Genomic DNA, 25,214 nt, shown 5'->3' on the forward strand with positions numbered 1-25,214 from the left:
AATCTGAGGCCGAAGGGGGTGACGTAATAAAATCTAAAAACAAACTATTTTTCTTGTTCTTTTCTTTTGCCTTGACATCTCGTCGTTCCTCCTCGACTTGTCTTTTCTTTTTTGTCTTGACATCTCGTCTGATGACGAGACAGGCAGAAATCTCTTCTAAGGCCGAGACACAGCAAAAAGTCAAGACTGCATAGTCTACTCCTAAAAACTATCTCAGTACTGCGCTGCGTGACCCGAACCGCTCGTCGTGTGTTCTTTTCTTTTGTCTTGACACAAAAGAAACAAAAAGTCAAGGCTTCGATTCTCGGCGGTCCAATTCCATTTCGAATCCTAAAAGAAAAGAACTCGCCATCTAGGCTCAAACAGCTTTTCTTTTTACGGATTCTTCAATGATTGGAACCTCGCCTGCGAATCTGAGGCCGAAGGGGGTGACGTAATAAAATCTAAAAACAAATTATTTTTCATGTTCTTTTCTTTGGCCTTGACATCTCGTCTGATGACGAGACAGGCAGAAATCTCGTCTAAGGCCGAGACACAGCAAAAAGTCAAGACTGCATAGTCTACTCCTAAAAACTACCTCAGTACTGCGCTGCGTGACCCGAACCGCTCGTCGTGTGTTCTTTTCTTTTGTCTTGACACAAAAGAAACAAAAAGTCAAGGCTTCGATTCTCGGCGGTCCAATTCCATTTCGAATCCTAAAAGAAAAGAACTCGCCATCTAGGCTCAAACAGCTTTTCTTTTTACGGATTCTTCAATGATTGGAACCTCGCCTGCGAATCTGAGGCCGAAGGGGATGACGTTATAGGAATCTAAAAACAAACTATTTTTCTTGTTCTTTTCTTTTGCCTTGACATCTCGTCTGATGACGAGACAGGCAGAAATCTCGTCTAAGGCCGAGACACAGCAAAAAGTCAAGACTGCATAGTCTACTCCTAAAAACTACCTCAGTACTGCGCTGCGTGACCCGAACCGCTCGTCGTGCCTCCTCGGCTACGCGGATCACTCCCACTTCGTACTTTCGTTGTTTTTGACGGAGTATGCTATGAGGTCGGGTTGGGATTTCGGTACGGGAGTGATGGGAGTTAAAAAGTAGAGTGCGGAAGCGAGAAAGCAAAATGCGGAAGTGAAAAAGCAAAATGCGGAAGCAAGAAAGCAAAGTGCGGAAGCAAGAAAGCAAAATGCGGAAGCGAAAAAGCAAAGTGCAGGAGCAAGAAAGCAAAGTGCAGGAGCGAAAAAGCAAAGTGCAGGAGCGAGAAAACAAAATGCAGGAGCGAGAAAGCAAAATGCAGGAGCAAGAAAACAAAATGCAGGAGCAAGAAAGCAAAGTGCAGGAGCTAAAAAGCAAAGTGCAGGAGCAAGAAAGCAAAATGCAGGAGCAAAAAAGCAAAGTGCAGGAGCGAGAAAGCAAAATGCAGGAGCAAGAAAGCAAAGTGCAGGAGCTAAAAAGCAAAGTGCAGGAGCAAGAAAGCAAAATGCAGGAGCCATAATGTACCGTACAGTAACAACTATTCTAAGAAAGGCATAAAAAAACCTTGCAACAGAGCGGAAAATTGAAATTTGGATTGTTGGATTGTTCGATTATTGGATTATTGGATTGTTCGATTATTGGATTGTTGGATTGTTGGATTGAAAGATTTTTGACTATAGTATGGCTTTGATACTTCGACAGGCTCAGTAACCAAGCCTCAGCCACCGGGGTAAAAAACGAGTAGAACTACGTAGTGGTTTGTGGGCGTAATTGTAGAAATTGCGACAAGAATAACGGGAGGGATTATTTTGCTTCAGGAAGGTTTGTTTGTCTTTCTAGTTTAAAGATGGGACGAGAGGAAATAACCTTCTGTGAGGAAAACCATTAAGAGACCAAGGGTATTGGCCGATTTGTAAAAAATTTCCTCTATATTTGAAAAGCGCTACTTTGTAGCGGGTATATACCCAAAATTAGACGTATAGGCGCTATAAAGTAGCGGGTATATAAGAGTTATATGCCATCTTAAAAAACATTGTCTAAAAAGTAACACGTTAAAACATGAATTTAATAGAAAATGAAAAAATAGTTTTTGAACATTTAACGGTTATTAATAATGACCAAATGAATGATGATGAAATTAATGAAAAATATGTAAAAGGCGAGATTAGAATAGTAACAGAACAAGCTCGATATCCATTACCATCAATAATAATAATGTTATCCAGCGGAGACTACAAACTCAACCCTGAGTTTCAAAGAAGGCATAGATGGAATAAAACTCAAAAATCAAAACTTATTGAGTCATTTATCATGAATGTTCCAATACCTCCAATTTTTTTATATGAGGATACATATTCACATTATGAAGTTATGGATGGTTTACAAAGACTAACCGCTATCAAAGATTTTTATTCAGACAGCTTTGAATTAGAAGGTTTGGAAGAATGGACAGAGTTGAACGGGAAAAAGTATTCACAATTGCCAACGCAAATAAAAAGAGGAATTGACAGGAGATATTTATCCTCAATTATATTGCTTCAAGAGACTGCAAAAAATGAAATTGACGCCTTAAAATTAAAACAATTAGTTTTTGAAAGAATTAATAGCGGAGGAGTACAACTTGAAGCCCAAGAATCACGAAATGCAGTCTATAACGGACCTTTTAACGAACTATGTATTAAACTTGCTCGTTATGAATTCCTATGTAAAACTTGGAACATTCCTATTCAAACTGAAGAAGAATTAAATAATGATGAATTATCAGAGGAGCTTATCAAAAATGAGCTTTTTAGCAACATGGGAGATGTAGAATTAGTATTACGTTTTTTTGCTAATCGTCAAAGAGCGGCTTTAATAAAACACACCAAAAGTTTAAAAGAGTATTTAAATTATTATCTTAAATATTCCAATTTATTGCCAGTTACAACAATGAATGAAATGGAGTCTTTATTCAAAGAGACATTGCAATTTTTACATGAATTATTGGGAGAAAAAGCATTTCATTTATATAGAGAAAGAAATGGGAATTGGAATTGGTATAATAGACCAACAACGGCAATATATGACCCTATGACTCTAATTGCTTCGGAATTTATTGAACATAAAGCATCAATTTTGGCTAAAAAGCAAGATATTAATGATTTATTAGAAAAATTCTACAGAAATAATTACGAAAAATTTGGAGGAAGAAACACTAATCCAGGAATTGTAGCAGAAAGAGAATCACTTTTTAGAGATTTTTTTTTAAGTTTAATCTGACAATATGGAAGCTATATTAAGGGACTTTCATCTTCAATTAGATGACTTAAAAAAATTGATTGAATTCTATGAATTAGAAAAAAAATTATTACAAGATTTTGAGAATTCAAATTCTGTAAATGATCTAATTCTAAATGAAATCTCACAGAAATTAAAAGATTTTAGAATATCGAAACTAACTTATAACTATAATAGCATAATTATATCGCTTTATGGTTCTTTTGAAAGATTTATTGAAAATTGTATTATAAGTTATATTGAGGAGGTAAATGGTATTATTGAAGAATATAAAAAATTACCAGAAGTAATAACAAAAAACCATTTACTACTTTCGCTTTCTTTAATCAATAAAATTGAACAAACGAAATATAATGGCCCACTTCGAAAAGAAATTATCATTAAAAATTTACATACTTGTATAAATACCATTGATAACTATCAACTAAATAAAGAAGCATTTGCACAACACACTGCTAATTTCAGAATTCAAGTTATTGACGATAATTTTAAGCAAACTGGGGTGTATGAATTAAGTAAAAATATTTTAAAAAATGAAGATTTTAAAAGTTATTTAGTTAATTCAAAAGGAGTTGCAGTCGAAAGTACTGATTTATCAATCAACGAAAACCTTCAACCTATCAATGAATTAGCAGAATTAAGGAATTTTGTAGCCCATGGTATAGAAAATGACATAATGGATAATCAAATATTATTAGATTATGTTGAGTTCTTCAAATATTATTCAAAATCCCTTATAGATGTATTAAATGAAGATTTGTTATATAAAAAAGTTCAAAATCAAGGATTAAAGCTTGGTAACATAACTGATGTTTTCAAAGATGGCAACATTGTATGTTTTCACACTAATGGATATAAAATTTCTAAAGGGCAAAGAATCATTGGCGTAAACTCCAAAAACATTAAATCCTCATACATAAAAAGTATTAGAGTTAATGATGAGGATAAAGAATTTGTCGATGGAGAAAATATCGAAATTGGAATTGAAATTGGAGATAATTTTAAGAAAAATTTTGACCTTTACGTCTTAAAATAAAGACGGCATATAACATCGTTAACTGTTGCGCAACTCCTCTATTTTCAGAATAACTTCAAAAAAGCATCCTAGTAAAACTCTTTTACAACTATGTAAAGGAGATTGTATTTTACAAACTATTTCCCTAAACAAGATGCTTTTCTTTATAAAGGAAGTATTTTGGTTATATTTGACAGGGTTTGTGAGGTAGTTTCGCAGGCTGATGTTATAAGTAAGTGCTAAACTAACTGCTTAAAAGAATCCAAAATGTCAAAATACCCAGAAGTTATTCAGAAAGAAAAAATTGGAGATTATCCTGCATTGGTAAAATCTGGTGGCGGTTACGTTTGGGATGAAGTTTTGGAATATCGAGTTTGGTGTCATCCAGAAAACGGTGCGCCTGACATTGAAGACGGAAATGATTATTACTATGTTTTTGATAATTATGAAGATGCACTTGAATATAGTAATGAAAATGTTGGCGCTGAACAACCGTTGGCGTTAATATTGCAAAGAGAATATATTGATGAACCTGAAACTGAATATTACGTTCATATAAAAGAAGAAAGATTAACAGAATGGCCTGTTGAGTTTTTAAGTCGCCCGAGGAGAACGGAAAATACAATTCCAGATTTTATTTCTCCTAACGCTCCTAAAAATAGATTGGAAATATTAAGAGGTTTAGAATAAAAGCACCTACTTATAACAGCCGTAACTGTTGCGCAACTCCTCTATTTTCAAAATAACTCCAAAAAACCATCCTAGTAAAACTCTTTTACAACTATGTAAAGGAGGTTTTATTTTACAAATTATTCCATTAACAAGATGCTTTTCTTTATAAAGGAGGTATTTTGGTTATATTTGGAAAGGTTTGTGAGGTAGTTTCGCAGGCTGATGTTAGCGGTAATTAAAACAGAAGACATGAGAAATGAACGAAATATATTGATTCCATTTTTTTTACTATTTTTTTTTATTCATAAGACAATTGCACAAGATTCCTATAAGCCGAAATACAATTTTCGACTCTATAACCAAAAAGGAATCGTAATGACATGCGACAGTCTAACCAACGACAAAATCGAAATCTTTGTTAAGGACGGTAGAGGATTAGAAGCTTCATATTCTGAATCCTCTTACTATTTTACGGCTACACTTTCAAGAGTATTTCCTGTTTCAAATTTTCATCTAATTTGGACTCATCTCGGTAAAAAAATGGATATTGATATAACTTTGGATGCATTTTGTGGTCAAGGTGGTCATTCTCCAAATTCTTTTTGGATAGACAAAATCGAATTTAAGCAAGGAAAATACACTGCGGACAAAAACAACGGACTTGAAATTTGTTGTATTGGTTATGAAGTACATGCCAATTTTACAGATGTAAATAAACTTAAAAAAAGTGATGATATTACAGACAGTTATTACAATAATTATTCCGACCGAATATTAAAAATAAACTGCCATTAACAGTGTTAACTGTTGCGCAACTCCTCTATTTTCAAAATAACTTCAAAAAAGCATCCTAGTAACACTCTTTTACAACTATGAAAAGGAGGTATTTTGGTTATATCTGACAGGGTTTGTGAGGTAGTTTCGCAGGCTGATTTTATATGCAAGCTTTCCTCACAACAACGTAAGCATGAAAGAGTACATAATTTTTGGCGCAGTATTAATACCCGATAGCTCGGATTTGCAATCCGTGTCCGCTATCTTTAGTCACAGAAGCAACTTCAAAACAGTAACTGTGCAATTGCGGGGTTTTACTACTGAACTTTTTATATCTTTATAATTTACATTCTTTGCCGGAACTGGCACGGATTACAAATCCGCGCTATCTTGAACAAGTGGAATATTATTTTTGTCAATAATTTTGTGTCTAATTTTTAAAAAAGAAGAAATTAATGTTCTGGAAAAGAAAGAAAAATAAAAAAACAGAATTTAAATGCACAGAATGTGGTCAAATTCATATTGAATGGCCAGCATTGACTTTTAAAACACCTGACAATTACTATCATCTTTCTGATGATGAAAAAGCAGAAATTGGAAAACTGGACTCTGACTTTTGCGAGATACATTATCAAGACCAAACCGATCGATTTATAAGAGTAATTCTTAATCAAAAAGTAAATCATACTTGTGAAACTTTGCAATATGGACTTTGGGTATCACTAAGTGAAAAAAGTTATTTGGATTATAAAGATAATTTCAACAATCCGAATCACGAAACTGGTTATTTTGGTTGGCTATGTAATAATATTGCTGAATATGGAAATACCTCAGTAATTCCATGTGATGTAATTACAAAAAGCGGAAATGAAAGACCTGAAATTTTCCCTCACAAAGATTATGAACATCCATTTGTTAGAGACTTCTACAACGGAATTTCAAAAACAGAAGCTGAAAATCGAGTTGATAAAATGATAAAAAACGTCGAGTAAACTGCTTTCAGCAAGATGGTAAATTTTGTAGTAAATTCAAGTTTATTTTTCGCAAGAAATTTTATCTTTAGCACACCCCATTTGTTCCATAGAATGCAACTGGTATATTTAAATCCTTTAAAAATGGACAAGATTATTAAGCAATGACCTATCAAGACTTTGAGTTAACTGTAAGCTACAACAGTTGGAATGTGGAGTTAAACGATCGTTTTTCTAATTTAGTCAACAGGTTGACTTGTCAATCAAATTCATTTTTTTCAAACTACATTTCGGGGAAGGCGATACTAAATGACAACGAATTTTCTATTCACAACAGCAACAGTGGAATTTTGTTAGCCTCGCGCAATTCTCCTGTGGGTCGTGTAACGATCGTGACACAAAATCCTTTTCATCGCTGTGCAACAATTGAAATGGACAATGAGACTTTTTTCTTTACAAGAGCTACCTTACAACAACGATTTGAGGTAACTGACAAGGACAACAAGGTATTGCTAACCATTGACGGTCAATTAGTGAAAGAGAAACAAAAAAACCTATTTGGCTTAGTTTATTTTGCTGATGCATTGTACCATTCCGTTTCTGTTTTACACTCTGTGACAGAAGAGGAAAAGATTGCTTATTTACTTCTAGTATGTGGTTATTGCATTCGAGTCTTCTTAGCAATAGACTCAGGAGATTATTCTGGTACAACCCAACAAGTTTAAACGATTTGATAAAATTTTTATCTTACAGGAAATTTTATCCCATTAGCAAATCAATTCTATTGTAAATTTGCGACATATTGCACCAAAACTTATACCCAAACTTTACCAACTCTATTATGGAAAAAGAATACCCAAGTATCCTCGACAGAATAAAATCGACAACCATTGACACCTTACTGGTCATTGCGTTCATGTATTTTTGTTCTGAAATTTTGGATTCATTTGAAAACGTTGACAATTACATACGAGTACTATTATTTTCAGCTATACTACTCTACGAACCCATAGCTACTACATTGGGCGCCACTTTTGGCAATGACAAAATGGAAATTCGAGTAAGAAGGAACTCCGATCATTCCAAAAGGATTCATTTCTTTCAGGCAGTTGTTCGGTTTGTATTGAAATTTTCACTGGGTTGGTTGTCTTTTATCACCGTTTTCGGAAATACAAAAAGGAGAACCATTCATGATTATCTGAGTGGAAGTGTAATGGTTAAACTAAAGCCGTAACTCCTTTACTTTGTTTCAAAGCAGCTCATTTATGCAAAAAAGTCGGTTTTCTTTAGTCTATGTGTATTGCAGGTGTGGGATTGCAAAATAATCTTACCGCAGTATTCACTATTTTCCTCAGCTACAATAATTACTTGCCGGCTGTACATAACTATCAATTTAGAAAAACAATATGAGAGCATCGTTTCCCTTTTTTGTGCTACTGGTTTGCTTCACAAGTTGCCACCAAAATAGCAAAGAACAAAAGGATGTACTGCGTACTTCGAGTGCACTACCTACTGATACATTGCAAAAAAGAATGACATTCAACCGTATTTCTGAAGTAGTTCAAGACAGCACCTACTCTATTTGGGTTGATAAACAAAAGGAGAATTTTTCCCTTGCACTTCACTTTCAAAGTAAAGACACTTTAAGCATTTCGTATTCACCAGAATGTTGGCTTATGTACCCTTATCAGCTTCAAAATGAGAAGCTCATCGTGTATTGGGACAACAATATAGACTCTAAATACAACTTTGATATTGTACAAGCAATTGACGATACAGACGAAAAACTCATTGGAAAACCATTTATGACTTTGGAACTGGAGAATGACACGACATTCAAAGCCCACTACTTGATTGAAGGCTTAATAGAGAAAATCAACCGTTCCAATAAAGATCGTATTTTGTTCCCAGAGCAATTCAATCTTGTTCAGGACGGGGAAATGTATGACTAAAATAAAAAACAAGACCAATTCTATGCAAATTACAGAGCAACACCATAATGCAGCGAATGATATCATCGAATTAATCGCGGCTAAGCTTGGAAATAACACAACCGTTAAAAATAACTGTTAGCCTTTTATTTCATTCGTTGAAAGATTGGAAGATGAACAGTAATAATCGATTTGTGCGCGCACCTCAACAATTAAAGATATTAGCTATTAAATTACCTCAAAATGCATTCGTAAAAATGAAAAGAATTTACTTTACCGTCGGTTTATTGCTATTATTGCTTTCCTTTCTTGCGACGTCTTGTAACAACAAGCCATCGAACACGATTGATGAGCAAAACCCGGTACCGAAATCGGCTACAAAAAAAACGACAGTAATTGTTCCTGAAGACACACTCTACAAAGACAATAACTTATTGATTCTTCAATCGGAGCAATCGACAGATACCCTATATCGATTTCATTCACAATTGGATGCAACACCATTTGAAGTAGAACTACAAGCTGTTAAACCGCCAAGAAAATTGAATTTCGATTCTTCTGAATTCAAAAAAAGATACATTACTGCAATAACGCATGGTGTAAATGAACTGGGGGTTAATTTCGCAGGGAAGTATTGTTTGGTTTCTTGGGGTTGTGGTTCTCCTTGTCAAAGTAGTGCTATTGTGGATATGAAAACCGGAATGGTTTATAACGGATTGCCATCGGCTGTGGGTTACCGATTTAAAAAGAACAGTCGAGTGCTCATTACGAATCCGCCGGATTCCTCCGATTATTTTCCTAAAGCAAGAATTGTTCCTTATCCTGAACAGTATGCCTGGACGGACAAAAAATGGGTCAAAATCGATCCTACAAACGATTCTAAGAATTTGGAATAGTTTACAAATAACTATTATTCGTTGGCACTTTCAGTTAATTCTTATATTTGCTCTGTTCAGATGGTTTCAAATTCTAAGCAAGAAGAAGCCTAAAGACACTCACTTTCAACTAAAAAAAAACAAATCTATGTCTATTCGAAACTTAATACTTGCAGTATTTTTTGTTCTTCCCAACCTTATTTTCAGCCAGGAAAGTACTTTTTCCAGTTTAAAAACCAATACAGGAGAGGTTAAAATTCCGGGTAAATGGCAACAATTGAATACGATGAACGACTCGGGTCAGACCTATTTAAAAAATGACAGTGGTGTTATTATAGCCATCGCTCAAAACCCTAAAAAAGCCTATCCGTTTTATCAAAAAAACGATTCTGATTTTAAAAGTGTGACCGCGTTTTATAAATGGGATACGGATTACATTGGTAAAAGTCATCCAGTCACTCAACTAAAAGAGAATGCCAAATCGGAATATATTATATGGAAGTATAATGATGGAAAGGCCGACAATGTATTTTTATTTGGTTCGGTTAAGGCTAATTTCCTAAACCTATTAGTATATACCAACAGTTGGGAAGAAGCTCAAAAGATTCAATTTTTAGAAGAATTGTATTTACTAAACAAATAAAATAATGGCACTGGAAGCCAATTTAACACTTCCTTATTTCACTATTGAGTTAGAACCTAAAACAACAACAAATTGAACATCAAGCGTTGGAAATACCCAATTATAGTCTTTTTTCCGTTACTCTTTTTGGGAATTAGTGCCGTTAAAAAATACAATTGCAATCCCGAATTTTACATTGGACAACAACTAGACAGTTTGAACGGTATTGTGGTCTATTATAATGGTGGCGTTGACCATGTATCCGAGCGGAATCTTGCCAAAGATGGTTATAACCTAGGTTTGAAATACCAATGTGTTGAATTTGTAAAGCGATACTATTACGAACATTACAACCATAAAATGCCGGACAGTTATGGCCATGCGAAAGATTTTTTTGATGAGACACTACTGGATGGACAACACAATAAGCCACGCAATTTAACACAGTATACCAATTCGAGCCAAAGTCAGCCCAAAGTGGGTGATCTACTTATTTTCGAAGGGACACTACTTAATCGCTACGGACATGTAGCAATTGTTTCCGATGTGAACGAAAATACAATCGAAATCATACAGCAAAACCCGGGGCCATTCAGTAAATCCAGAGAACATTTTCAACTTGGACAGACCAATGGCAAATGGAAGATCGAAAACGCTCGAATTTTAGGCTGGCTTCGAAAAAATTGAATAACAACACTTCCAACGAACAAGTAGCAATTGATTTCATTTTCATTATATGACCAATCCAGAAACCAAAAACAGTTATAAGACCCTTCTTTTTTACGTACTATCCGCAGTGTTAATTGCGCTTATTCATGGTTCAGGAAAATTCAAATCGGGTCCATGCACCCCTAATCTTGACGTTTTTTCCTTGTTCCTTTTAGTAATCATGAATGTACTTCTTTTGATTGTAAACGGCGTCCTGTATTTTGTTTTTAAAAAGCCTGTCAAAACCTCCTTCTTGATTCATTTGTTTGTATTGATATTTTGGGCATTATGTTTGCTGCTTTCTTAAACAATCAATAGTATAAAAAAGATGCATTGCCTACAACGAAAAACGGAATTCTCTATGCGTTTCATCATAATTACGATAGTACTCAGTATAGCTTCTGCATGCCAACCTTCAGTTAATACCAAAAAAGAAGCCCATAGCTCAGGCAAAAAACCAATCGACAGTAGAAGAACCGTTCAAAAGGAGCCACTTGAACTACATCAAGATACCGTTTCATTCAATGGACAAAAGTATTTACGCGTTCTAAATGACAACAATCATTTTCATTGTTTACTTTCTCAAAAAGGCGATACCCTAATTGAACCCCAAGACTATTATTTCGATGCTGAATTTCTTGACATCAATGAAGATGGGTACAAAGACATCCGAGTGTCTTTTTTCAGTAATAACCCCAATCAGTGTGATAATTTCCTTTTTCATCCAAAAGACAAAAGCTATCAATTGCTACAAAATTGCGATCTTGCTATTCAGAAGATACAAGGAACTGATTTTTATTATTCCTATAGCCCAGTAGGCTGCAGTGATATGGATTGGGAAAGTTATCTCTGTAAAATTGAAGGCAACGAACAAATCAATTATGGTTATATCAATGGAAAAGGATGTGATTTCGACACCAAAACCGAACCACAGGTTATCGAAGTCTACAAGATAACCAACACGAAAGACAGTGAACCCAAATTAGTACAGACACTTCCCTATACCAAGTATATCCCAGAATTTGAAAAAAAATGGGATTTTATTGAGTACTATTGGAAGAAGAATTATCTGAATTTTTACTATGGAAAAACTACAGCTTCTTAATTTCGTTACCTTTACCTTTTAACACCAATGCAAACTATGAAATTCAGATTATTGGTATTGCTGCTACTAATTTTTCAGTGGAGCCATGCACAAGATGAACAATTGGACCAATACCAGAAGGCCAACATTCTTACTATAAAAAAGCTATTTCAACAACAGAACATTGATAAAATTGCGGGAATGGTCAATTATCCGTTGCGAAGAGAATATCCGATTCCAAGCATTAAAAACAAGCAAGAATTCAAAAAACGATTTCATGAGGTTTTTGATGCTGCTTTGATCCAAACGATTGCTCAATCCAAAATGGACCAATGGTCGGAAGTAGGCTGGCGAGGCATTATGTTGGATAACGGTTCCGTTTGGTTTGAAAGTGATGGAAGTAGGATAACAACTGTGAATTATCAAAGCGACTTTGAAAAAAAGTGGCGGACAAAATTGATTGCGGCGGACAAAAACAAGTTGTATCCTTCCTTACGAAAATTCGAAACACCGGTATACAAAATAACCACCAAAAATTATCTGATTCGGATAGATCAATTGTCCTATGACACCTACCGTTATGCTTCTTGGAAAAAAGGCAATGCAGAATCCTCAAAACCCGATCTTATTTTAACCAATGGTGTAATGGACATACAAGGAAGCGGTGGAAATCATGTTATTATCTTCACAAGTGGCGACTACAAGTACAATGTATACCGAAATATAATTGGCACCGAAGATAGTCCGGATATCACCTTGGAAGTAGAAAAAAAAGGACAAATTATTTTAACCCAAGACGGAACACTCTTGCGAAATTAGCAAAAGTGACTCAATCTATATTTCATCATGAAGAGAACAATCTACCCAAGCCTTCTATTGAAACCTTTAGCAGTACTACAATTGTGCATTCTTATATCGTGTCGTCCATCCACAAACGAGCGAGAAGCAACCGAAAATTCAAACATTCCTTTAGCGGATTCTTTAGTAACAGACTTGGAAAAACAGCCTACTACTACTGCACCAACAATGCATTGGTATGACACTTTAATTGCCGATTACATTAAGCATTCTGAGAAGAAATTAATTCGAATGGCACTAAAAAACAACGACTCTATAGAATGGCTGTATGATCAAACCATAGACAAAGATGGTACTCGATATATGCTATTCAATATTGGACAGGATGTGTATGATGAAGGCTATACCAACAAGCGTTTTGTTTCTGACGGTTGGGTTTATATTGACAGTATACAACGAAAACTATACGAGTACGATTTACCCAATGATACAATCATCGAATGGAAAAAAAAGAACACAAATTAAATGGGTTACTGTAGCTATTTAACTAAAAAACAATGAGGAAAAATCTATTTTTTATGATCTTGGGATTCACCCTTTTTTCGTGTACCCAATCCAAAACCTTAATTTTGACGACCCACAATGCGGAAGGCATTACAAATGAAACTAAATTGAAAGTCAGTGGTATTGAAATTGGAGAAGTTGAAACCCTCCAATTGGACTCCCATGGTCATGTTCTTATTCATGCCACTTTAAACCCTGAAATACAACTCCCTATAGACTCCAAGTTTACCGCTGAAAATCAAGGATTATTGTCCGACAAAGTCATTACGGTAACCTTGGGAACCAAAAGCGATATGCTCGATGGAAAAAGCACAGTAATTTTGGAACCCGAAAAAGAAACTTTTTTTAGTGATTCTTTGTCGGTTCATCTCAAAAACGCATTACAACAAATAAGCGGAAAAGAAAAAAACGACTCCATTTTAAAAGAGTTACGTCGTTTGAATGACAATCTGGAGAAAAGAAAACAGAATTAAAGAATTATCAAACACCATAAAATTATTATTCCAACTTTCGCAAAATTTTATATTTTTGAGGCACCCAATTTATCTCAACATGAAAACTAAATTTCTGTACCTAAGCGTATTGCTTTCTTTTCTTATTGTATCGTGTGATGTTCTTGATCGCTTACTCACTTTTGAAGTACACGACCAAACAACATTTTCAATCAATACTGGTTTGCCGTTCAATTCCCCTTTTGACGTTCCCACACCAGATGTTACCACCAATTCGTCGGCTGAATTTAACAACAACAATACCAACGCCAATCTGGTAAAAGATGTCAAACTGAAGCAATTAAAATTGACGATTACGAATCCGTCCGATAAAACATTTAGCTTTTTAAAAGCCATCCATATTTACATTTCCACTGACGGAAGCGATGAAATTGAACTGGCCTATCTAGACAATATTAATGTGGTTACCAATACCATTAACTTGACATGTACTTCGGCAAAATTGGACAAATACATCAAAGCGGATAGTTATAAACTAAGGGTTCAAGTTACCACCAAGGAAACTTTAATGCAAAAAGTTGATGTGCAAAGCGATATGACTTTCAAGGTTACTGCCGATCCGTTGTAATCAGCAATTCATTTGGAATCCGCTTTTCAATTTTGAAACTTAGCAACTAAAATTGTATTTTCGCAAGATGATGAACGCACATGAGATTGAAGCGATTAAACAGTTATTGTCTTCGCCCAAAAAAATAGCAATTATACCCCACCGAAATCAAGATGGAGACTCAATGGGCTCTACGTTGGGATTGTACAATTTCTTACAACAGTTACAACATGACGTAACTGTAATTTCACCGAATGTATTCCCTGATTATCTGGCTTGGTTACCGGGCTCTGAAAACATATTATGTTTCGAAGAAAATCACGAAGCCTGCGAACCCAAGTTGGAGGAAGCTGAATTAATCTTTACGTTGGATTTCAATGCTTTTCACCGTACCGGCGAATTTATGGCCGCTTTCCTGGAACAATTAGAGAACAAAACGTTCGTTATGATTGACCATCATCAATTACCGGACAGTTATGCTCAATATATGTATTCGGATACTAAAATGAGCTCTACCTGTGAGATGGTGTATCATTTCATCCATCAACTGGGTTTACAAAACCTAATCAATGAAACTGTAGGCACTTGTTTGTATACCGGACTAGTTACTGACACCGGTTCTTTCCGTTTTTCCTGTACTTCAAGTACGACGCACCAAGTAGCTGCAGATTTGATTGATCGTGGCATCCGAAATGCAGAAATTCACAACAATTTATTTGACACCAGTACTTACGACCGTATGCAACTCTTGGGTAAAGCGTTACAAAACATGCAGTTACTTCCAGAGTTTCAAACTTCCTACATTACACTGACACAAGCAGAACTCGATGCACATCATTATCAAAAAGGTGATACCGAAGGTTTTGTTAATTATGGTTTAAGCATTGCTGGAATCAATTTTACAGCTATCTTTATCGAAAATAAATCGGAAGGCATTATCAAGATATCCTTCCGTTCGCAAGGGAATTTTGATGTCAATCAATTTGCTCGAAACTATTTTAACGGAGGCGGACATATCAATGCAGCAGGAGGAAAATCAACAGTGAGCATGGAAGAAACCGTTGCACGTTTTATAACAATTGTAAAAGAAATTAAAAAAGTAACAGTATGAAGTTGGTAAAAATCGTAGGCTCTTTATTGCTTGGCATGAATTTGGTTACTTGCTGTAGTCAGAAACAAGAAGCCAGAAGACCTATTTCGCACACTGGCGGAGAATTTATGAAACAGTCTATAGAACGCAATAAGAAATTAAACCAAGGCGAAGAGAGCATCATTGCGGCCATCATCAAAAAAGATACGGCAGTTGATTATATTGCTTCAACTAAAGGTTATTGGTATACCTATTTGACTAAAAACGAAGTATCCACAGATATGCCGGAAAAAGGTGAAATTGCTTATTTTGATTATGAAATCAAAGATTTAAAAGGCAATATCATTTATACACAAGAAGAATTGAAACCGCAAAAGTATGTGGTAGATAAGCAAAATATCATTATGGGATTGCGTCATGGTATCAAATTGATGAAAAAAGGAGAAACTGTACGTTTCTTATTTCCTTCCCATATGGCTTTTGGTTATCATGGCGATGAAAAGAAAGTGGGTACCAACCAACCTTTGATTTATACCGTTACTTTGAATGATATTAAAATGGATTCGGTAGCCAAACCTAAAACAACAATTGAATAACTATTATAATTATTAACTAAAATGAATCGAATGACTAGTCTATTTTTAAGTTTAATTGCCTTATTATTCTCATGTAATTCTGGAGGAGACCAATTACCTGAAGGGTTGTATGCAGAAATTGAAACCAACAAAGGAAAAATCATGGTACAATTGGAGTTTGAGAAAACGCCTATCACTGTAGCCAACTTTGTTTCTTTGGCTGAAGGGAAAAATCCAATGGTAAACGAAAAATTCAGTGGTAAACCATTTTACGACGGATTAAAGTTTCACCGTGTGATTCCTAATTTCATGATTCAAGGTGGAGATCCTGACGGAAATGGAAGCGGCGGTCCCGGATATAAATTCAAAGATGAAATTGTTGCCGATTTAAAACATACCGGTCCTGGTATTTTATCTATGGCCAATGCTGGACCTGGTACCAATGGTTCACAATTTTTCATTACACACAAAGAAACACCTTGGTTGGATGGTAAGCATACTGTTTTCGGACATGTTATCAAAGGTCAGGATATCGTAAATCTTATCGCTCAAGAAGATGTTATTAAAAAAATCACGATCATCCGTAAAGGATCTAAAGCGAAAAAATTTGATGCTGGTAAAATCTTTAAGGAAAGTGTAGCAAAACAAGCTGCTGAACAGAAAGAAATCGAAGCAAAACTAGCGAAAGCAAAAGCAGACAAACTAGCTTATTTTGCACAAGCTAAAGCATCGGGTACAAAATCGGAATCAGGATTAGTATACAGTATAGTAACTAAAGGTTCAGGTAAAAAACCAGCTGATGGTTCTACAGTATACGTTCATTATGCGGGTTATTTTGAAGATGGAACTTTATTTGATACCAGTTATGAAAACGTAGCTGCAGAAAATGGCAAACTAGATCTAAACCGACAAGCTGCTAAAGCGTATCAACCATTCCCTTTCCAAGCGGGAAGAAAAGATGGTTTGATTCCAGGTTTCTTGGAAGGTTTAGAGAAAATGAACTTAGGCGACAAAGCTTTATTGTTCATTCCTTCTAATTTAGGATACGGTGCACAAGGAGCTGGCGGAGTAATTCCTCCAAATGCTAACTTAATTTTCGAATTGGAACTATTAGAAAGTGCTCCTGCAGCAACTAAGTAATAAAAATAAAACCCCGGAATATACGGGGTTTTTTATTGTAGTTTATTTCTTAACCTTTGAATTTCCAATCGAACTCATCGGCTTTTTCATTAAAAACGGCACCTAATTCAAAACGGATTACTTCATTGTATTCTACTTGAAAGATCATCCAGTTGCTTTCGTTGAAATAATTATCCACAGAATCGAAGTTTTCCTTCTCCAATGATTTGATGTTCTTATCGTTCAATAGCTTTTCAATTTCCTGCCAAGGCTTTCCTATGATTTTTTCAGAAAACAATTCGGCATCCGGATGTGATGTAATTACATAACCGAAGCGAAAATCTTCGTCTTCATAAAAGGTTAAGCGCATTTTTTTATCATTATAGAGGTAAATGATGTTGCTGTCTTCGTCTTCGTATTGTTGATCAGGATTGCCATACAAGGCTTTTACGTCTTTTTGTTTCATCCCGAAAATTAACTGATCTATTCCGGTTTTAGGATTTATCTTCATATGCTATTATTCTTCAAATTCATCATAACGAGCGGGTACTTGTGGGTCATACAGCGGGCATTTGAATTCGGTCATGATATCACATAACTTATTCATGGTTTTGCCTTCTGTACCATAACAATTGATCTGAATACTTTGTGGAGTAGTGATAATGTGGAACGCTCCTACTCCTTTGGTATTTTTAAAACTGAATTCGTCTACTTTTTCCCATTGAGCAAAAGCATTGGTTATTCGATTCAAAATTACCTGAACAGGCAATTCTTCCAATCCTTCCACCGATTCCTTTTCTATCAAGGCCTCATACACTTCCTGATGGTTCAGGTAAACCTCATCAATATATTTCCAAAAAAGCAGTTCGTACATAATTAATCCTTACTTCGTTATTGTTATTCCGTTGCGTTTTCACCCTTTACTTCTGAATTCAAATGTAGCAAATTCCTATTGAATTAGAGCTCTTTTACATTTCTTCTGATTATTTCCATTACTAATTCAAATGAGAACTACTTACAAGAATAATTCGTAACTTTAATATCCCATTGAATGTTAGTTTTTTAAAGTCAATTTTTAACCTAATATTCCAGTTATGAAAAACACAATCCTTTTCCTGATCGCATTTTTGATGCTCTCAGTTTCGTACAGTCAAACTCAAAATGGTCACTCAAGTGAATACTATTTTCAGAAAAAAAGAACCAATGCGACTGCAGCTTGGGTTTTACTAGGTTTGGGTGTTGGAGGTATTGCGGGAGGCATTGCTTTAGATTTCAGCGACAACTTTATGAATTCCGGTTCATACAACAATACAGGCTTAACACTCTCGTATATTGGAGGCGTTATGGTATTTAGCACTATTCCACTCTTTGTAGCTGCTCATAAAAACAAAAAAAAGGCTGCCGAAGCAACCTTTGCTGTCCGAAACCAGCACTATCTTACTCCCGATTTAGCATCAGGTAATCAGCCGGCAGTAACATTGACCATAAGCTTTTAAATTACTACTCAAAAACGCTTTATTTTAGAGTGGAGGCCAGCTTCATTATTTTGTACGTTCCTCTTTTATCTTTAGGCAGATGAATTTGAGAGGTTGTAAAGAACACATTCCCTTCTTTATTCAAAGCAAACGAATCCGGCCATTGAATCAACGCATCAGCAATTAGCATCTTACATTTTCCTTTCTTGTCGGCAATCGAAATAGCGTTCTTTTCCAGACTGCTCAAGTACAATGTTCCTTTTTTATCGAAAAGTATGCCGTCGTTTGGACCTGTTTTGGCAAACTTCTCCACTTTTAAACCTAAAGCAGTATCATCATTGTTTTCATCCAGAATGGCCTTCACAGGAATTCGATACACATTTTCACCTGTCAATGCGCAATAGTAGAGATACTTCTGATTTTTATCCAATTCGATTCCGTCAGAGTGTACGGCCCTTTTTCTTTCATAGCCTTCCACTACAATTTGAGGTAATTCGGCTAATGTTGAAAAATGATTGGACAAAATCCTTTTGGTAGTCTGCGTCATCAGATCAAAAATCACCAATCCGCCCAATCTGGAATCCGTGAAATATACCTTATGATGTTTTTCATCCACCCGAAAATCATTCAGGTAGCTTCTGGCAGTTATACTTTCGGCAGGAATGGTATAGCTTGTTTTTAATTTATTCTGTAAAAGATCAAAAACATACAGCGTGGCCGCATTCGTTTTATCTTCTTCCAAGACATAACCGGTATCCAATACCCAAAGCTGATTTTGTTTGTCGATCCACATACTTTGCACACAAATGAATTGGTTGCTACCCTTCTTATCGTATGTATTCCATTTCACATTCGGATAAGGAATGGATTTACCATCGATTATTTCGGCAACAGCCATTGGATTTTCTTTAGACCATCGAGGGAAATTGACAAATACCCTATTCGTTTTCGAGATGGCAATTCCAGTCCATTGGAACTGACTTTCGGCAACTATCTTTAATTTGGATTTAGGAATTTCCTGCGCGAAGGCAGCCAGAGAAATTAAGCAAAGGAAGAAGTTTGTTTTTACTGTATTCATTGTTTTATTTTTTTAGATCAGACAAAATTCCGAACTAAAAAAACAGTACAAGCTGCGTTAGATCACTTCTTCATTGTGAGGTATGTCACATTAGGAATTCTGCAATCTACTTAAAGTCTCTCGGGTAACCCCAAGATAAGAAGCGATAAAAGACTTTGGTACCCTTTGAAAGAGCGTTGGATATTGCTTCAATAACAATTCGTAGCGTTCCTTAGTATTATTGGTATAGCTGTTGAGCAATCTTTTTTGGAGAGCGATGTAACCACTATTGGCTTTCTTGCGGAAAAAGTGTTCCATTTTATGCATTTCGGAGCATAACTTTTCCCGGTTTTTGTAGGACAGGCAAAGCATCTTTGTGTTTTCCATACAATCGATATCGAGAGCCGCATTTTGTTGATTGAAATACGCTTCATAATCACTTATCCACCAATCTTCCAAGGCAAACTGAACGATATGTTCTTTTCCCGAAGCATCGGTGAAGAACGATTTCGTCAATCCTTCATAAATCCAGAACGAGAAATCAGACTTCCCTCCTTTTTGAACCAGGAACTGGTATTTTTTCAGTTCCTTGTATTCAAAAAAAGACAGTATATATTCCAACTCCTCATCGGTTAGTGAGATGAGTACTTCCAAATGCTTTCTAAAGGAAAGAGCAACTTGATCAGGTATCAAAACTATGGAGTATTAATATTCGAAAACACCGTATTCTGAAGCAATGGTCAGTTTTTTAGATGTTGATGCCTCTACTCTACCGACTATTTGCGCATCCACGCCGAAAGATTCGGAAATGGCGATAATAGCATTGGCAATTTCGGCAGGAACATACACTTCCATGCGGTGACCACAGTTGAACACCTGGTACATTTCCTTCCAATCGGTTTTGGATTGTTCCTGGATCAGTTTAAACAAAGGAGGCACAGGGAATAAATTATCTTTAATAACATGTACGTTGTCTACGAAATGCAATACTTTAGTTTGCGCACCACCGCTACAGTGTACCATTCCGTGAATATCTTGAGGAGTATATTGTTCTAAAATCTTTTTGATAATAGGCGCATACGTTCTTGTTGGCGACAACACCAATTGACCGGCATCGATAGGAGATCCCTCCACAGCATCGGTTAGCTTCACGTTTCCGGAATACACCAACTCATTAGGTACTGAAGCATCGTAACTTTCAGGGTACTTTTCAGCCAGGTATTTTGCAAAAACATCATGACGGGCAGAAGTCAATCCGTTGCTACCCATACCACCATTGTATGATTTCTCATATTTCGCTTGACCGAAAGAAGCCAATCCCACAATTACATCACCGGCTTGGATGTTGGCATTATCCACTACATCTTTACGTTTCATTCTTGCTGTAACAGTAGAATCGACGATGATGGTACGAACCAAGTCACCGACATCGGCCGTTTCGCCACCTGTAGAATTGATAGTAACACCGAAAGACTTTAATTCGTCGATTAATTCTTCCGTTCCATTGATGATGGCAGAAAGCACTTCACCCGGAATTAAGTTTTTATTCCTTCCGATAGTAGACGATAACATAATATTATCAACAGCTCCTACACATAATAAGTCGTCAATATTCATGATCAAGGCATCCTGTGCGATTCCTTTCCAAACGGATATATCACCCGTTTCTTTCCAGTACATATACGCCAAAGACGATTTTGTTCCTGCACCGTCAGCATGCATGATTAAACAATACTCTGCGTCATTGGTTAAATAATCAGGGACAATTTTGCAGAAAGCTTTTGGGAATAACCCTTTATCGATGTTTTTGATTGCATTGTGCACATCTTCCTTAGCAGCAGAAACGCCGCGAAGTGCATACCTTTTAGAAGTATCTGAACTCATTATTGTTGTTGTAGTTGTTGTGGGGCAAAGATAGTGATGAGATATGAATTATGAGTTAAGAGTTGGAAGTTTTTTAGTACTTAGTACTTAGTCCATAGCACTTAGCAAAAAGTAATTAATAATTAGAGGTTTCGCAACAGACAACAGAGGCTATACAAGCAGTACTATTCACTCCACAAGCAGCAACAGAGGCTGTACAAGCAGTACTATTGGCTCCACAAGCAGCAACAGAGGCTATGCAAGCAGTACTATTCACTCCACAAGCAGCAACAGAGACTATACAAGCGGTACTATTGGCTCCACAAGCACCAACAGAGGCTATGCAAGCAGCATTATTGACTTTTGTTAAAAAAAACGATGTACTAAGGTCTCTTCACTAATTACTCTTCACTAATTACTAAGTACAAAGAGCGAATCAATTCTCAATGATTTCGATTTCGACGCGGCGGTTGGCGGCACGTTCTTCTTCCGATTTTTCGGGTAGAGCATGCAGAGGTTGCGTACTACCGAAGCCACGGTAGCTCATGCGTGCTTTGTTGATTTCATTCATTTCCAGAAACTTATAGACCGCTTTGGCCCTTTGCGTTGATAAGTCCTGTTTGTCTGATTTCACACAACACACGTGGCCTTGAATATCAATTTTCATGTTGGGGTTTTGTTGCATAACCAGAAGTATTTCGTAAAGTTTTCCTCTTGAGTCGTTGGTCACTGCGAAAGTATTCAGCACAAAATTCAGATTATTCAGTTTCAGTTTTTGTCCTTTGGGTGCCTGGTAGAGCGTTTTCATGAAATCGATATCCAGTTTGAATTCCGATTGGCTGCCGTTCGGGTTGGTAATGATGACTTTTTCGGGAAAAGAAACTGTTTTAGTGGTATATCCTTTTGCTTTTTGACCGAGAATTTCCTCTTCTTTATGCAAGTCTTTGGCTTGAAGAAAATAGATAATAACCTTTCGATTTTCCTCTTTTTTAGTGGATTGGGCAAAGTTTTCGCCGTAACTTATTTTTTGAAAATCCTCTCTAATTTTGATTTTACCGTTGATCACTTTCAAAACCGCATTCACTCTTTTTGAAGCTAGCGTATCGTTATATTGCGTTGAGCCATCTTCATCGGTAAAGCCATACATGGAAAGAATTTTACTTTCCTTATTCTGATTCATCCAATTGAGCAACGCTTCGGTTTGCGTTACATTTAATGTATGTTTATTACTATCGAAATACACTGAAAAGCGATCTTGAGCGTTTGAGCCAAGCGTCGTCAGATGTAACACCATTAGAATTAACCACTTCTTCATGAAACGAATATAAACAAAAACCGTCAGAATGCGATTCTGACGGCTTTGAAATATAACTGAATTCAAAAAAATTATTTTGTAAACAATAATTCTCTGTATTTTGTTAATGTCCAGATTTCATCATCCACTAGCAATTCTAGTTTATCACAGTGCTCACGGATGATATCGAAATACGGTTTTACTTTATCGCAGTATGCTTCTGCCATTTTCTCAGAAGAAGAAAGGTTGTTTGCCTTTTTGCGTTCTTCGATCATATCGTCCACATTTTTATTGATACCTTCGATATGTTCTGAAATTTCTTTGATCAAACCGATTTGTTCTTTTGCGATTTTCTCAAAATCCTTACCGAAGATTTCTTTTAAACCTTTTACGTTTTCGATCAATACATTTTGGTAACGGATTGCAGTTGGAATAACGTGGTTACGAGCGATATCACCAAGAACACGACCTTCGATTTGAATTTTCTTCGTGTATTCTTCCAATTCGATTTCGTAACGCGCTTCTACTTCAACATGGTTCATTACACCCAATTCGTGGAATAACTCCATTGCTTTTTTAGAAACTTTAGCTTTTAATGCTTTTGGTGTTGTTTTATGGTTACTTAAACCACGTTTTTTTGCTTCTTTTTCCCAAGCATCGCTATAACCATCACCTTCGAAAAGGATATTTTTTGTTTGTTTGATGTACTCTCTCAACACATTGAAGATCGCTTCATCTTTCTTTAAATCTTTTTTCTCGATTAACGCATCCACTTCTTTTTTGAAATCCATCAACTGTTTTGCCACGATAGAGTTCAAGGTAGTCATAGACACAGCACAGTTTGCCGAAGAACCCACAGCACGGAATTCGAATTTGTTTCCTGTGAAGGCAAATGGAGACGTTCTGTTTCTGTCGGTATTATCCAATAATACATCTGGAATTTTACCTACTACGTTTAATTTAAGATCTGTTTTTTCTTCCGGAGACAATTTACCGTTGGTTACTCCTTCTAATTCCTCCAATACTTTAGTCAATTGTTGACCGATGAATACCGAGATAATTGCCGGAGGCGCTTCGTTAGCCCCCAAACGGTGGTCATTACTTGCAGAAGCAATTGAAGCTCTTAGTAACTCTTCATAATCATGAACCGCTTTAATCGTATTGATAAAGAAAGTCAAGAACTGTAAATTACTCATTGGCGTTTTACTTGGAGACAATAAGTTCACTCCAGTATCTGTAGCCAATGACCAGTTGTTGTGTTTACCCGAACCGTTTACACCTTTGAACGGTTTTTCGTGGAATAACACTTTGAAATCATGACGTTCCGCTACTTTTTGCATTACATCCATCAACAAAGAGTTGTGGTCAACCGCCAAGTTTGTTTCTTCAAAAATAGGTGCCAACTCAAATTGATTTGGTGCTACCTCATTATGGCGTGTTTTCACTGGAATACCCAACAACATACATTCGTTTTCCAAATCACGCATGTATTGTAGTACGCGAGTAGGGATTGAACCAAAGTAATGGTCTTCCAATTGTTGTCCTTTCGCTGAAGTATGTCCTAGTAAAGTTCTACCAGTAGCTAAAATGTCCGGTCTTGAAGAAGCCAAAGCAGCATCTACCAAGAAATATTCTTGTTCCCAACCCAAAGTTGGTGTTACTTTTTTAACGTTTTTATCGAAATACTTAGCCACATCAGTCGCTGCATTATCGATAGCGTGTAAAGCTCTTAATAAAGGTGTTTTGTTATCCAAAGCCTCTCCGGTATAAGAAACGAAAACCGTTGGAATACATAAAGTAGTTCCGAAGATAAATGCAGGAGAAGTTGGATCCCAAGCTGTATAACCACGTGCTTCGAAAGTATTACGGATACCTCCATTCGGGAAAGACGAAGCATCTGGTTCTTGCTGTACCAATTGTCCCCCACCGAATTTTTCAACTGGATCACTACCATCGAAAGACGTTTCGAAGAATGCATCGTGTTTTTCTGCCGTAGTTCCTGTTAAAGGTTGGAACCAGTGCGTATAGTGAGTAACTCCTTTAGACAAAGCCCACTCTTTCATTCCCATAGCAATATAGTCTGCTAATTTGCGGTCAATTTTAGTTCCGTGCTGGATAGCACTTTGTACAGCTTTGTAAGCTTCTGGAGTTAAAAATTGTCGCATGGCCTTATCGTTAAAAACGTTTGTGCCGAAAATTGCCGACTTTCTGTCTAATTCTTCTACTGCTACTGGTTTTCTACTTGTAGCTTTTTGCAGAGATTGAAATCGTAATGTTGCCATAAAATTAAATAATTTGAGTTATACCCCTTAAATTTGAAGCAAATATATCCATTTTTTAAATTAATACAATATACACCCCCTAAAATTTAACGGTAAGTTGTCAAAAATTTAATTCGTAGAGACAAAACCACATAAAATTTAA

General features: G+C 36.1%; 29 protein-coding genes. 22 read left to right on the forward strand and 7 right to left on the reverse strand.

Features of this window, described 5'->3' with window-relative positions; all coding sequences use genetic code 11:
- Positions 1-1,123: 1,123 nt before the first annotated feature.
- From ACFO7M_RS00550 to ACFO7M_RS00645, 20 genes are all read left to right on the forward strand, one after another.
- Positions 1,124-1,525: a hypothetical protein gene (locus ACFO7M_RS00550; protein ID WP_379733444.1), complete on the forward strand. Its 402-nt coding sequence runs from the start codon at positions 1,124-1,126 to the stop codon at positions 1,523-1,525.
- Positions 1,526-2,026: 501 nt separating this feature from the next.
- Positions 2,027-3,226, forward strand: coding sequence for a DUF262 domain-containing protein (locus ACFO7M_RS00555; RefSeq protein WP_379733447.1), 1,200 nt, complete (start codon positions 2,027-2,029; stop codon positions 3,224-3,226).
- Positions 3,227-3,230: 4 nt separating this feature from the next.
- Positions 3,231-4,280 (forward strand): MAE_28990/MAE_18760 family HEPN-like nuclease, encoded by a 1,050-nt coding sequence (locus ACFO7M_RS00560; RefSeq protein ID WP_379733450.1) that lies wholly within the window; start codon positions 3,231-3,233, stop codon positions 4,278-4,280.
- Between the two features lie 246 nt (positions 4,281-4,526).
- Complete coding sequence (locus tag ACFO7M_RS00565) at positions 4,527-4,949, forward strand: hypothetical protein (protein WP_379733453.1); 423 nt, start codon at positions 4,527-4,529, stop codon at positions 4,947-4,949.
- 357 nt (positions 4,950-5,306) lie between these two features.
- Positions 5,307-5,726, forward strand: coding sequence for a hypothetical protein (locus ACFO7M_RS00570; protein WP_379733456.1), 420 nt, complete (start codon positions 5,307-5,309; stop codon positions 5,724-5,726).
- A gap of 434 nt (positions 5,727-6,160) precedes the next feature.
- A complete protein-coding gene (locus tag ACFO7M_RS00575; protein WP_379733459.1) occupies positions 6,161-6,697 on the forward strand; it encodes a DUF2199 domain-containing protein in 537 nt (178 codons plus the stop codon).
- Positions 6,698-6,840: 143 nt separating this feature from the next.
- Positions 6,841-7,401 carry a hypothetical protein gene (locus ACFO7M_RS00580; RefSeq protein ID WP_379733462.1) on the forward strand — a complete coding sequence of 187 codons (561 nt, stop codon included), beginning with the start codon at positions 6,841-6,843 and terminating at the stop codon, positions 7,399-7,401.
- A gap of 116 nt (positions 7,402-7,517) precedes the next feature.
- Positions 7,518-7,910, forward strand: coding sequence for an RDD family protein (locus tag ACFO7M_RS00585; protein ID WP_379733465.1), 393 nt, complete (start codon positions 7,518-7,520; stop codon positions 7,908-7,910).
- A gap of 172 nt (positions 7,911-8,082) precedes the next feature.
- Complete coding sequence (locus ACFO7M_RS00590; RefSeq protein ID WP_379733468.1) at positions 8,083-8,628, forward strand: hypothetical protein; 546 nt, start codon at positions 8,083-8,085, stop codon at positions 8,626-8,628.
- A gap of 236 nt (positions 8,629-8,864) precedes the next feature.
- Positions 8,865-9,503 (forward strand): hypothetical protein, encoded by a 639-nt coding sequence (locus ACFO7M_RS00595; RefSeq protein ID WP_379733471.1) that lies wholly within the window; start codon positions 8,865-8,867, stop codon positions 9,501-9,503.
- A gap of 127 nt (positions 9,504-9,630) precedes the next feature.
- On the forward strand, positions 9,631-10,125 hold the full coding sequence (locus ACFO7M_RS00600; RefSeq protein ID WP_379733474.1) for a hypothetical protein: 495 nt from the start codon (positions 9,631-9,633) through the stop codon (positions 10,123-10,125).
- A gap of 72 nt (positions 10,126-10,197) precedes the next feature.
- Positions 10,198-10,791, forward strand: coding sequence for a CHAP domain-containing protein (locus ACFO7M_RS00605; protein ID WP_379733476.1), 594 nt, complete (start codon positions 10,198-10,200; stop codon positions 10,789-10,791).
- 382 nt (positions 10,792-11,173) lie between these two features.
- Positions 11,174-11,917 carry a hypothetical protein gene (locus ACFO7M_RS00610; RefSeq protein WP_379733478.1) on the forward strand — a complete coding sequence of 248 codons (744 nt, stop codon included), beginning with the start codon at positions 11,174-11,176 and terminating at the stop codon, positions 11,915-11,917.
- A 36-nt stretch (positions 11,918-11,953) separates the two neighbouring features.
- Complete coding sequence (locus ACFO7M_RS00615; protein WP_379733480.1) at positions 11,954-12,715, forward strand: hypothetical protein; 762 nt, start codon at positions 11,954-11,956, stop codon at positions 12,713-12,715.
- Positions 12,716-12,742: 27 nt separating this feature from the next.
- Complete coding sequence (locus tag ACFO7M_RS00620) at positions 12,743-13,219, forward strand: hypothetical protein (protein WP_379733482.1); 477 nt, start codon at positions 12,743-12,745, stop codon at positions 13,217-13,219.
- 32 nt (positions 13,220-13,251) lie between these two features.
- Positions 13,252-13,731 carry an MlaD family protein gene (locus ACFO7M_RS00625; protein WP_379733484.1) on the forward strand — a complete coding sequence of 160 codons (480 nt, stop codon included), beginning with the start codon at positions 13,252-13,254 and terminating at the stop codon, positions 13,729-13,731.
- A gap of 79 nt (positions 13,732-13,810) precedes the next feature.
- On the forward strand, positions 13,811-14,338 hold the full coding sequence (locus tag ACFO7M_RS00630) for a hypothetical protein (RefSeq protein ID WP_379733486.1): 528 nt from the start codon (positions 13,811-13,813) through the stop codon (positions 14,336-14,338).
- Positions 14,339-14,405: 67 nt separating this feature from the next.
- Entirely contained in the window at positions 14,406-15,428 is a 1,023-nt protein-coding gene (locus ACFO7M_RS00635; protein ID WP_379733488.1) for a DHH family phosphoesterase, read from the forward strand.
- Positions 15,425-16,003: a gliding motility-associated peptidyl-prolyl isomerase GldI gene (gldI, locus tag ACFO7M_RS00640; protein WP_379715287.1), complete on the forward strand. Its 579-nt coding sequence runs from the start codon at positions 15,425-15,427 to the stop codon at positions 16,001-16,003. Before ACFO7M_RS00635 ends, gldI begins: the two co-directional genes overlap by 4 nt.
- Positions 16,004-16,024: 21 nt before the next feature.
- Positions 16,025-17,122 carry a peptidylprolyl isomerase gene (locus ACFO7M_RS00645; protein ID WP_379733490.1) on the forward strand — a complete coding sequence of 366 codons (1,098 nt, stop codon included), beginning with the start codon at positions 16,025-16,027 and terminating at the stop codon, positions 17,120-17,122.
- A 49-nt stretch (positions 17,123-17,171) separates the two neighbouring features.
- Here ACFO7M_RS00645 and ACFO7M_RS00650 read toward each other — a convergent pair whose 3' ends face one another.
- Both ACFO7M_RS00650 and ACFO7M_RS00655 read right to left on the reverse strand, forming a co-directional pair.
- On the reverse strand, positions 17,172-17,612 hold the full coding sequence (locus tag ACFO7M_RS00650; RefSeq protein WP_379715293.1) for a hypothetical protein: 441 nt from the start codon (positions 17,610-17,612) through the stop codon (positions 17,172-17,174).
- Positions 17,613-17,618: 6 nt separating this feature from the next.
- Positions 17,619-17,975, reverse strand: coding sequence for a hypothetical protein (locus tag ACFO7M_RS00655; RefSeq protein WP_379733492.1), 357 nt, complete (start codon positions 17,973-17,975; stop codon positions 17,619-17,621).
- Between the two features lie 220 nt (positions 17,976-18,195).
- Here ACFO7M_RS00655 and ACFO7M_RS00660 point away from each other — a divergent pair, with 220 nt between their 5' ends.
- A complete protein-coding gene (locus ACFO7M_RS00660; RefSeq protein WP_379733493.1) occupies positions 18,196-18,597 on the forward strand; it encodes a hypothetical protein in 402 nt (133 codons plus the stop codon).
- Between the two features lie 19 nt (positions 18,598-18,616).
- Here the strand turns inward: ACFO7M_RS00660 and ACFO7M_RS00665 are convergent, their stop codons facing one another.
- The 3 genes from ACFO7M_RS00665 to ACFO7M_RS00675 form a co-directional block, all read right to left on the reverse strand.
- The gene (locus ACFO7M_RS00665) at positions 18,617-19,654 is read right to left on the reverse strand and encodes an L-dopachrome tautomerase-related protein (RefSeq protein WP_379733495.1); all 1,038 of its coding nucleotides are present in this window, start codon (positions 19,652-19,654) and stop codon (positions 18,617-18,619) included.
- A 90-nt stretch (positions 19,655-19,744) separates the two neighbouring features.
- Positions 19,745-20,326 carry a Crp/Fnr family transcriptional regulator gene (locus ACFO7M_RS00670; protein ID WP_379733496.1) on the reverse strand — a complete coding sequence of 194 codons (582 nt, stop codon included), beginning with the start codon at positions 20,324-20,326 and terminating at the stop codon, positions 19,745-19,747.
- Positions 20,327-20,338: 12 nt separating this feature from the next.
- Positions 20,339-21,517: an AIR synthase related protein gene (locus ACFO7M_RS00675; protein WP_379733497.1), complete on the reverse strand. Its 1,179-nt coding sequence runs from the start codon at positions 21,515-21,517 to the stop codon at positions 20,339-20,341.
- Between the two features lie 236 nt (positions 21,518-21,753).
- Here ACFO7M_RS00675 and ACFO7M_RS00680 point away from each other — a divergent pair, with 236 nt between their 5' ends.
- On the forward strand, positions 21,754-21,897 hold the full coding sequence (locus ACFO7M_RS00680; protein ID WP_379733498.1) for a hypothetical protein: 144 nt from the start codon (positions 21,754-21,756) through the stop codon (positions 21,895-21,897).
- Between the two features lie 35 nt (positions 21,898-21,932).
- Here the strand turns inward: ACFO7M_RS00680 and ACFO7M_RS00685 are convergent, their stop codons facing one another.
- Both ACFO7M_RS00685 and ACFO7M_RS00690 read right to left on the reverse strand, forming a co-directional pair.
- Complete coding sequence (locus ACFO7M_RS00685) at positions 21,933-22,877, reverse strand: OmpA family protein (protein WP_379733500.1); 945 nt, start codon at positions 22,875-22,877, stop codon at positions 21,933-21,935.
- A gap of 5 nt (positions 22,878-22,882) precedes the next feature.
- Entirely contained in the window at positions 22,883-25,072 is a 2,190-nt protein-coding gene (locus ACFO7M_RS00690) for a glutamine synthetase III (RefSeq protein WP_379715316.1), read from the reverse strand.
- Positions 25,073-25,214 lie beyond the last annotated feature (142 nt).

The organism is Flavobacterium sp. GCM10023249 (genome assembly GCF_042653365.1).
In the GTDB taxonomy this organism is placed as follows: domain Bacteria; phylum Bacteroidota; class Bacteroidia; order Flavobacteriales; family Flavobacteriaceae; genus Flavobacterium.

Coding starts and splice junctions, on each gene's coding strand:
- ACFO7M_RS00625 (WP_379733484.1), top strand. CDS start 13,252: ATGAGGAAAAATCTATTTTTTATGATCTTGGGATTCACCCTTTTTTCG.
- ACFO7M_RS00565 (WP_379733453.1), top strand. CDS start 4,527: ATGTCAAAATACCCAGAAGTTATTCAGAAAGAAAAAATTGGAGATTAT.
- ACFO7M_RS00575 (WP_379733459.1), top strand. CDS start 6,161: ATGTTCTGGAAAAGAAAGAAAAATAAAAAAACAGAATTTAAATGCACA.
- gldI (WP_379715287.1), top strand. CDS start 15,425: ATGAAGTTGGTAAAAATCGTAGGCTCTTTATTGCTTGGCATGAATTTG.
- ACFO7M_RS00650 (WP_379715293.1), bottom strand. CDS start 17,612: ATGAAGATAAATCCTAAAACCGGAATAGATCAGTTAATTTTCGGGATG.
- ACFO7M_RS00660 (WP_379733493.1), top strand. CDS start 18,196: ATGAAAAACACAATCCTTTTCCTGATCGCATTTTTGATGCTCTCAGTT.
- ACFO7M_RS00595 (WP_379733471.1), top strand. CDS start 8,865: ATGAAAAGAATTTACTTTACCGTCGGTTTATTGCTATTATTGCTTTCC.
- ACFO7M_RS00570 (WP_379733456.1), top strand. CDS start 5,307: ATGACATGCGACAGTCTAACCAACGACAAAATCGAAATCTTTGTTAAG.
- ACFO7M_RS00580 (WP_379733462.1), top strand. CDS start 6,841: ATGACCTATCAAGACTTTGAGTTAACTGTAAGCTACAACAGTTGGAAT.
- ACFO7M_RS00655 (WP_379733492.1), bottom strand. CDS start 17,975: ATGTACGAACTGCTTTTTTGGAAATATATTGATGAGGTTTACCTGAAC.
- ACFO7M_RS00615 (WP_379733480.1), top strand. CDS start 11,954: ATGAAATTCAGATTATTGGTATTGCTGCTACTAATTTTTCAGTGGAGC.
- ACFO7M_RS00560 (WP_379733450.1), top strand. CDS start 3,231: ATGGAAGCTATATTAAGGGACTTTCATCTTCAATTAGATGACTTAAAA.
- ACFO7M_RS00590 (WP_379733468.1), top strand. CDS start 8,083: ATGAGAGCATCGTTTCCCTTTTTTGTGCTACTGGTTTGCTTCACAAGT.
- ACFO7M_RS00585 (WP_379733465.1), top strand. CDS start 7,518: ATGGAAAAAGAATACCCAAGTATCCTCGACAGAATAAAATCGACAACC.
- ACFO7M_RS00645 (WP_379733490.1), top strand. CDS start 16,025: ATGAATCGAATGACTAGTCTATTTTTAAGTTTAATTGCCTTATTATTC.
- ACFO7M_RS00635 (WP_379733488.1), top strand. CDS start 14,406: ATGATGAACGCACATGAGATTGAAGCGATTAAACAGTTATTGTCTTCG.
- ACFO7M_RS00675 (WP_379733497.1), bottom strand. CDS start 21,517: ATGAGTTCAGATACTTCTAAAAGGTATGCACTTCGCGGCGTTTCTGCT.
- ACFO7M_RS00610 (WP_379733478.1), top strand. CDS start 11,174: ATGCGTTTCATCATAATTACGATAGTACTCAGTATAGCTTCTGCATGC.
- ACFO7M_RS00690 (WP_379715316.1), bottom strand. CDS start 25,072: ATGGCAACATTACGATTTCAATCTCTGCAAAAAGCTACAAGTAGAAAA.
- ACFO7M_RS00600 (WP_379733474.1), top strand. CDS start 9,631: ATGTCTATTCGAAACTTAATACTTGCAGTATTTTTTGTTCTTCCCAAC.
- ACFO7M_RS00680 (WP_379733498.1), top strand. CDS start 21,754: ATGCAAGCAGTACTATTCACTCCACAAGCAGCAACAGAGACTATACAA.
- ACFO7M_RS00555 (WP_379733447.1), top strand. CDS start 2,027: ATGAATTTAATAGAAAATGAAAAAATAGTTTTTGAACATTTAACGGTT.
- ACFO7M_RS00665 (WP_379733495.1), bottom strand. CDS start 19,654: ATGAATACAGTAAAAACAAACTTCTTCCTTTGCTTAATTTCTCTGGCT.
- ACFO7M_RS00630 (WP_379733486.1), top strand. CDS start 13,811: ATGAAAACTAAATTTCTGTACCTAAGCGTATTGCTTTCTTTTCTTATT.
- ACFO7M_RS00620 (WP_379733482.1), top strand. CDS start 12,743: ATGAAGAGAACAATCTACCCAAGCCTTCTATTGAAACCTTTAGCAGTA.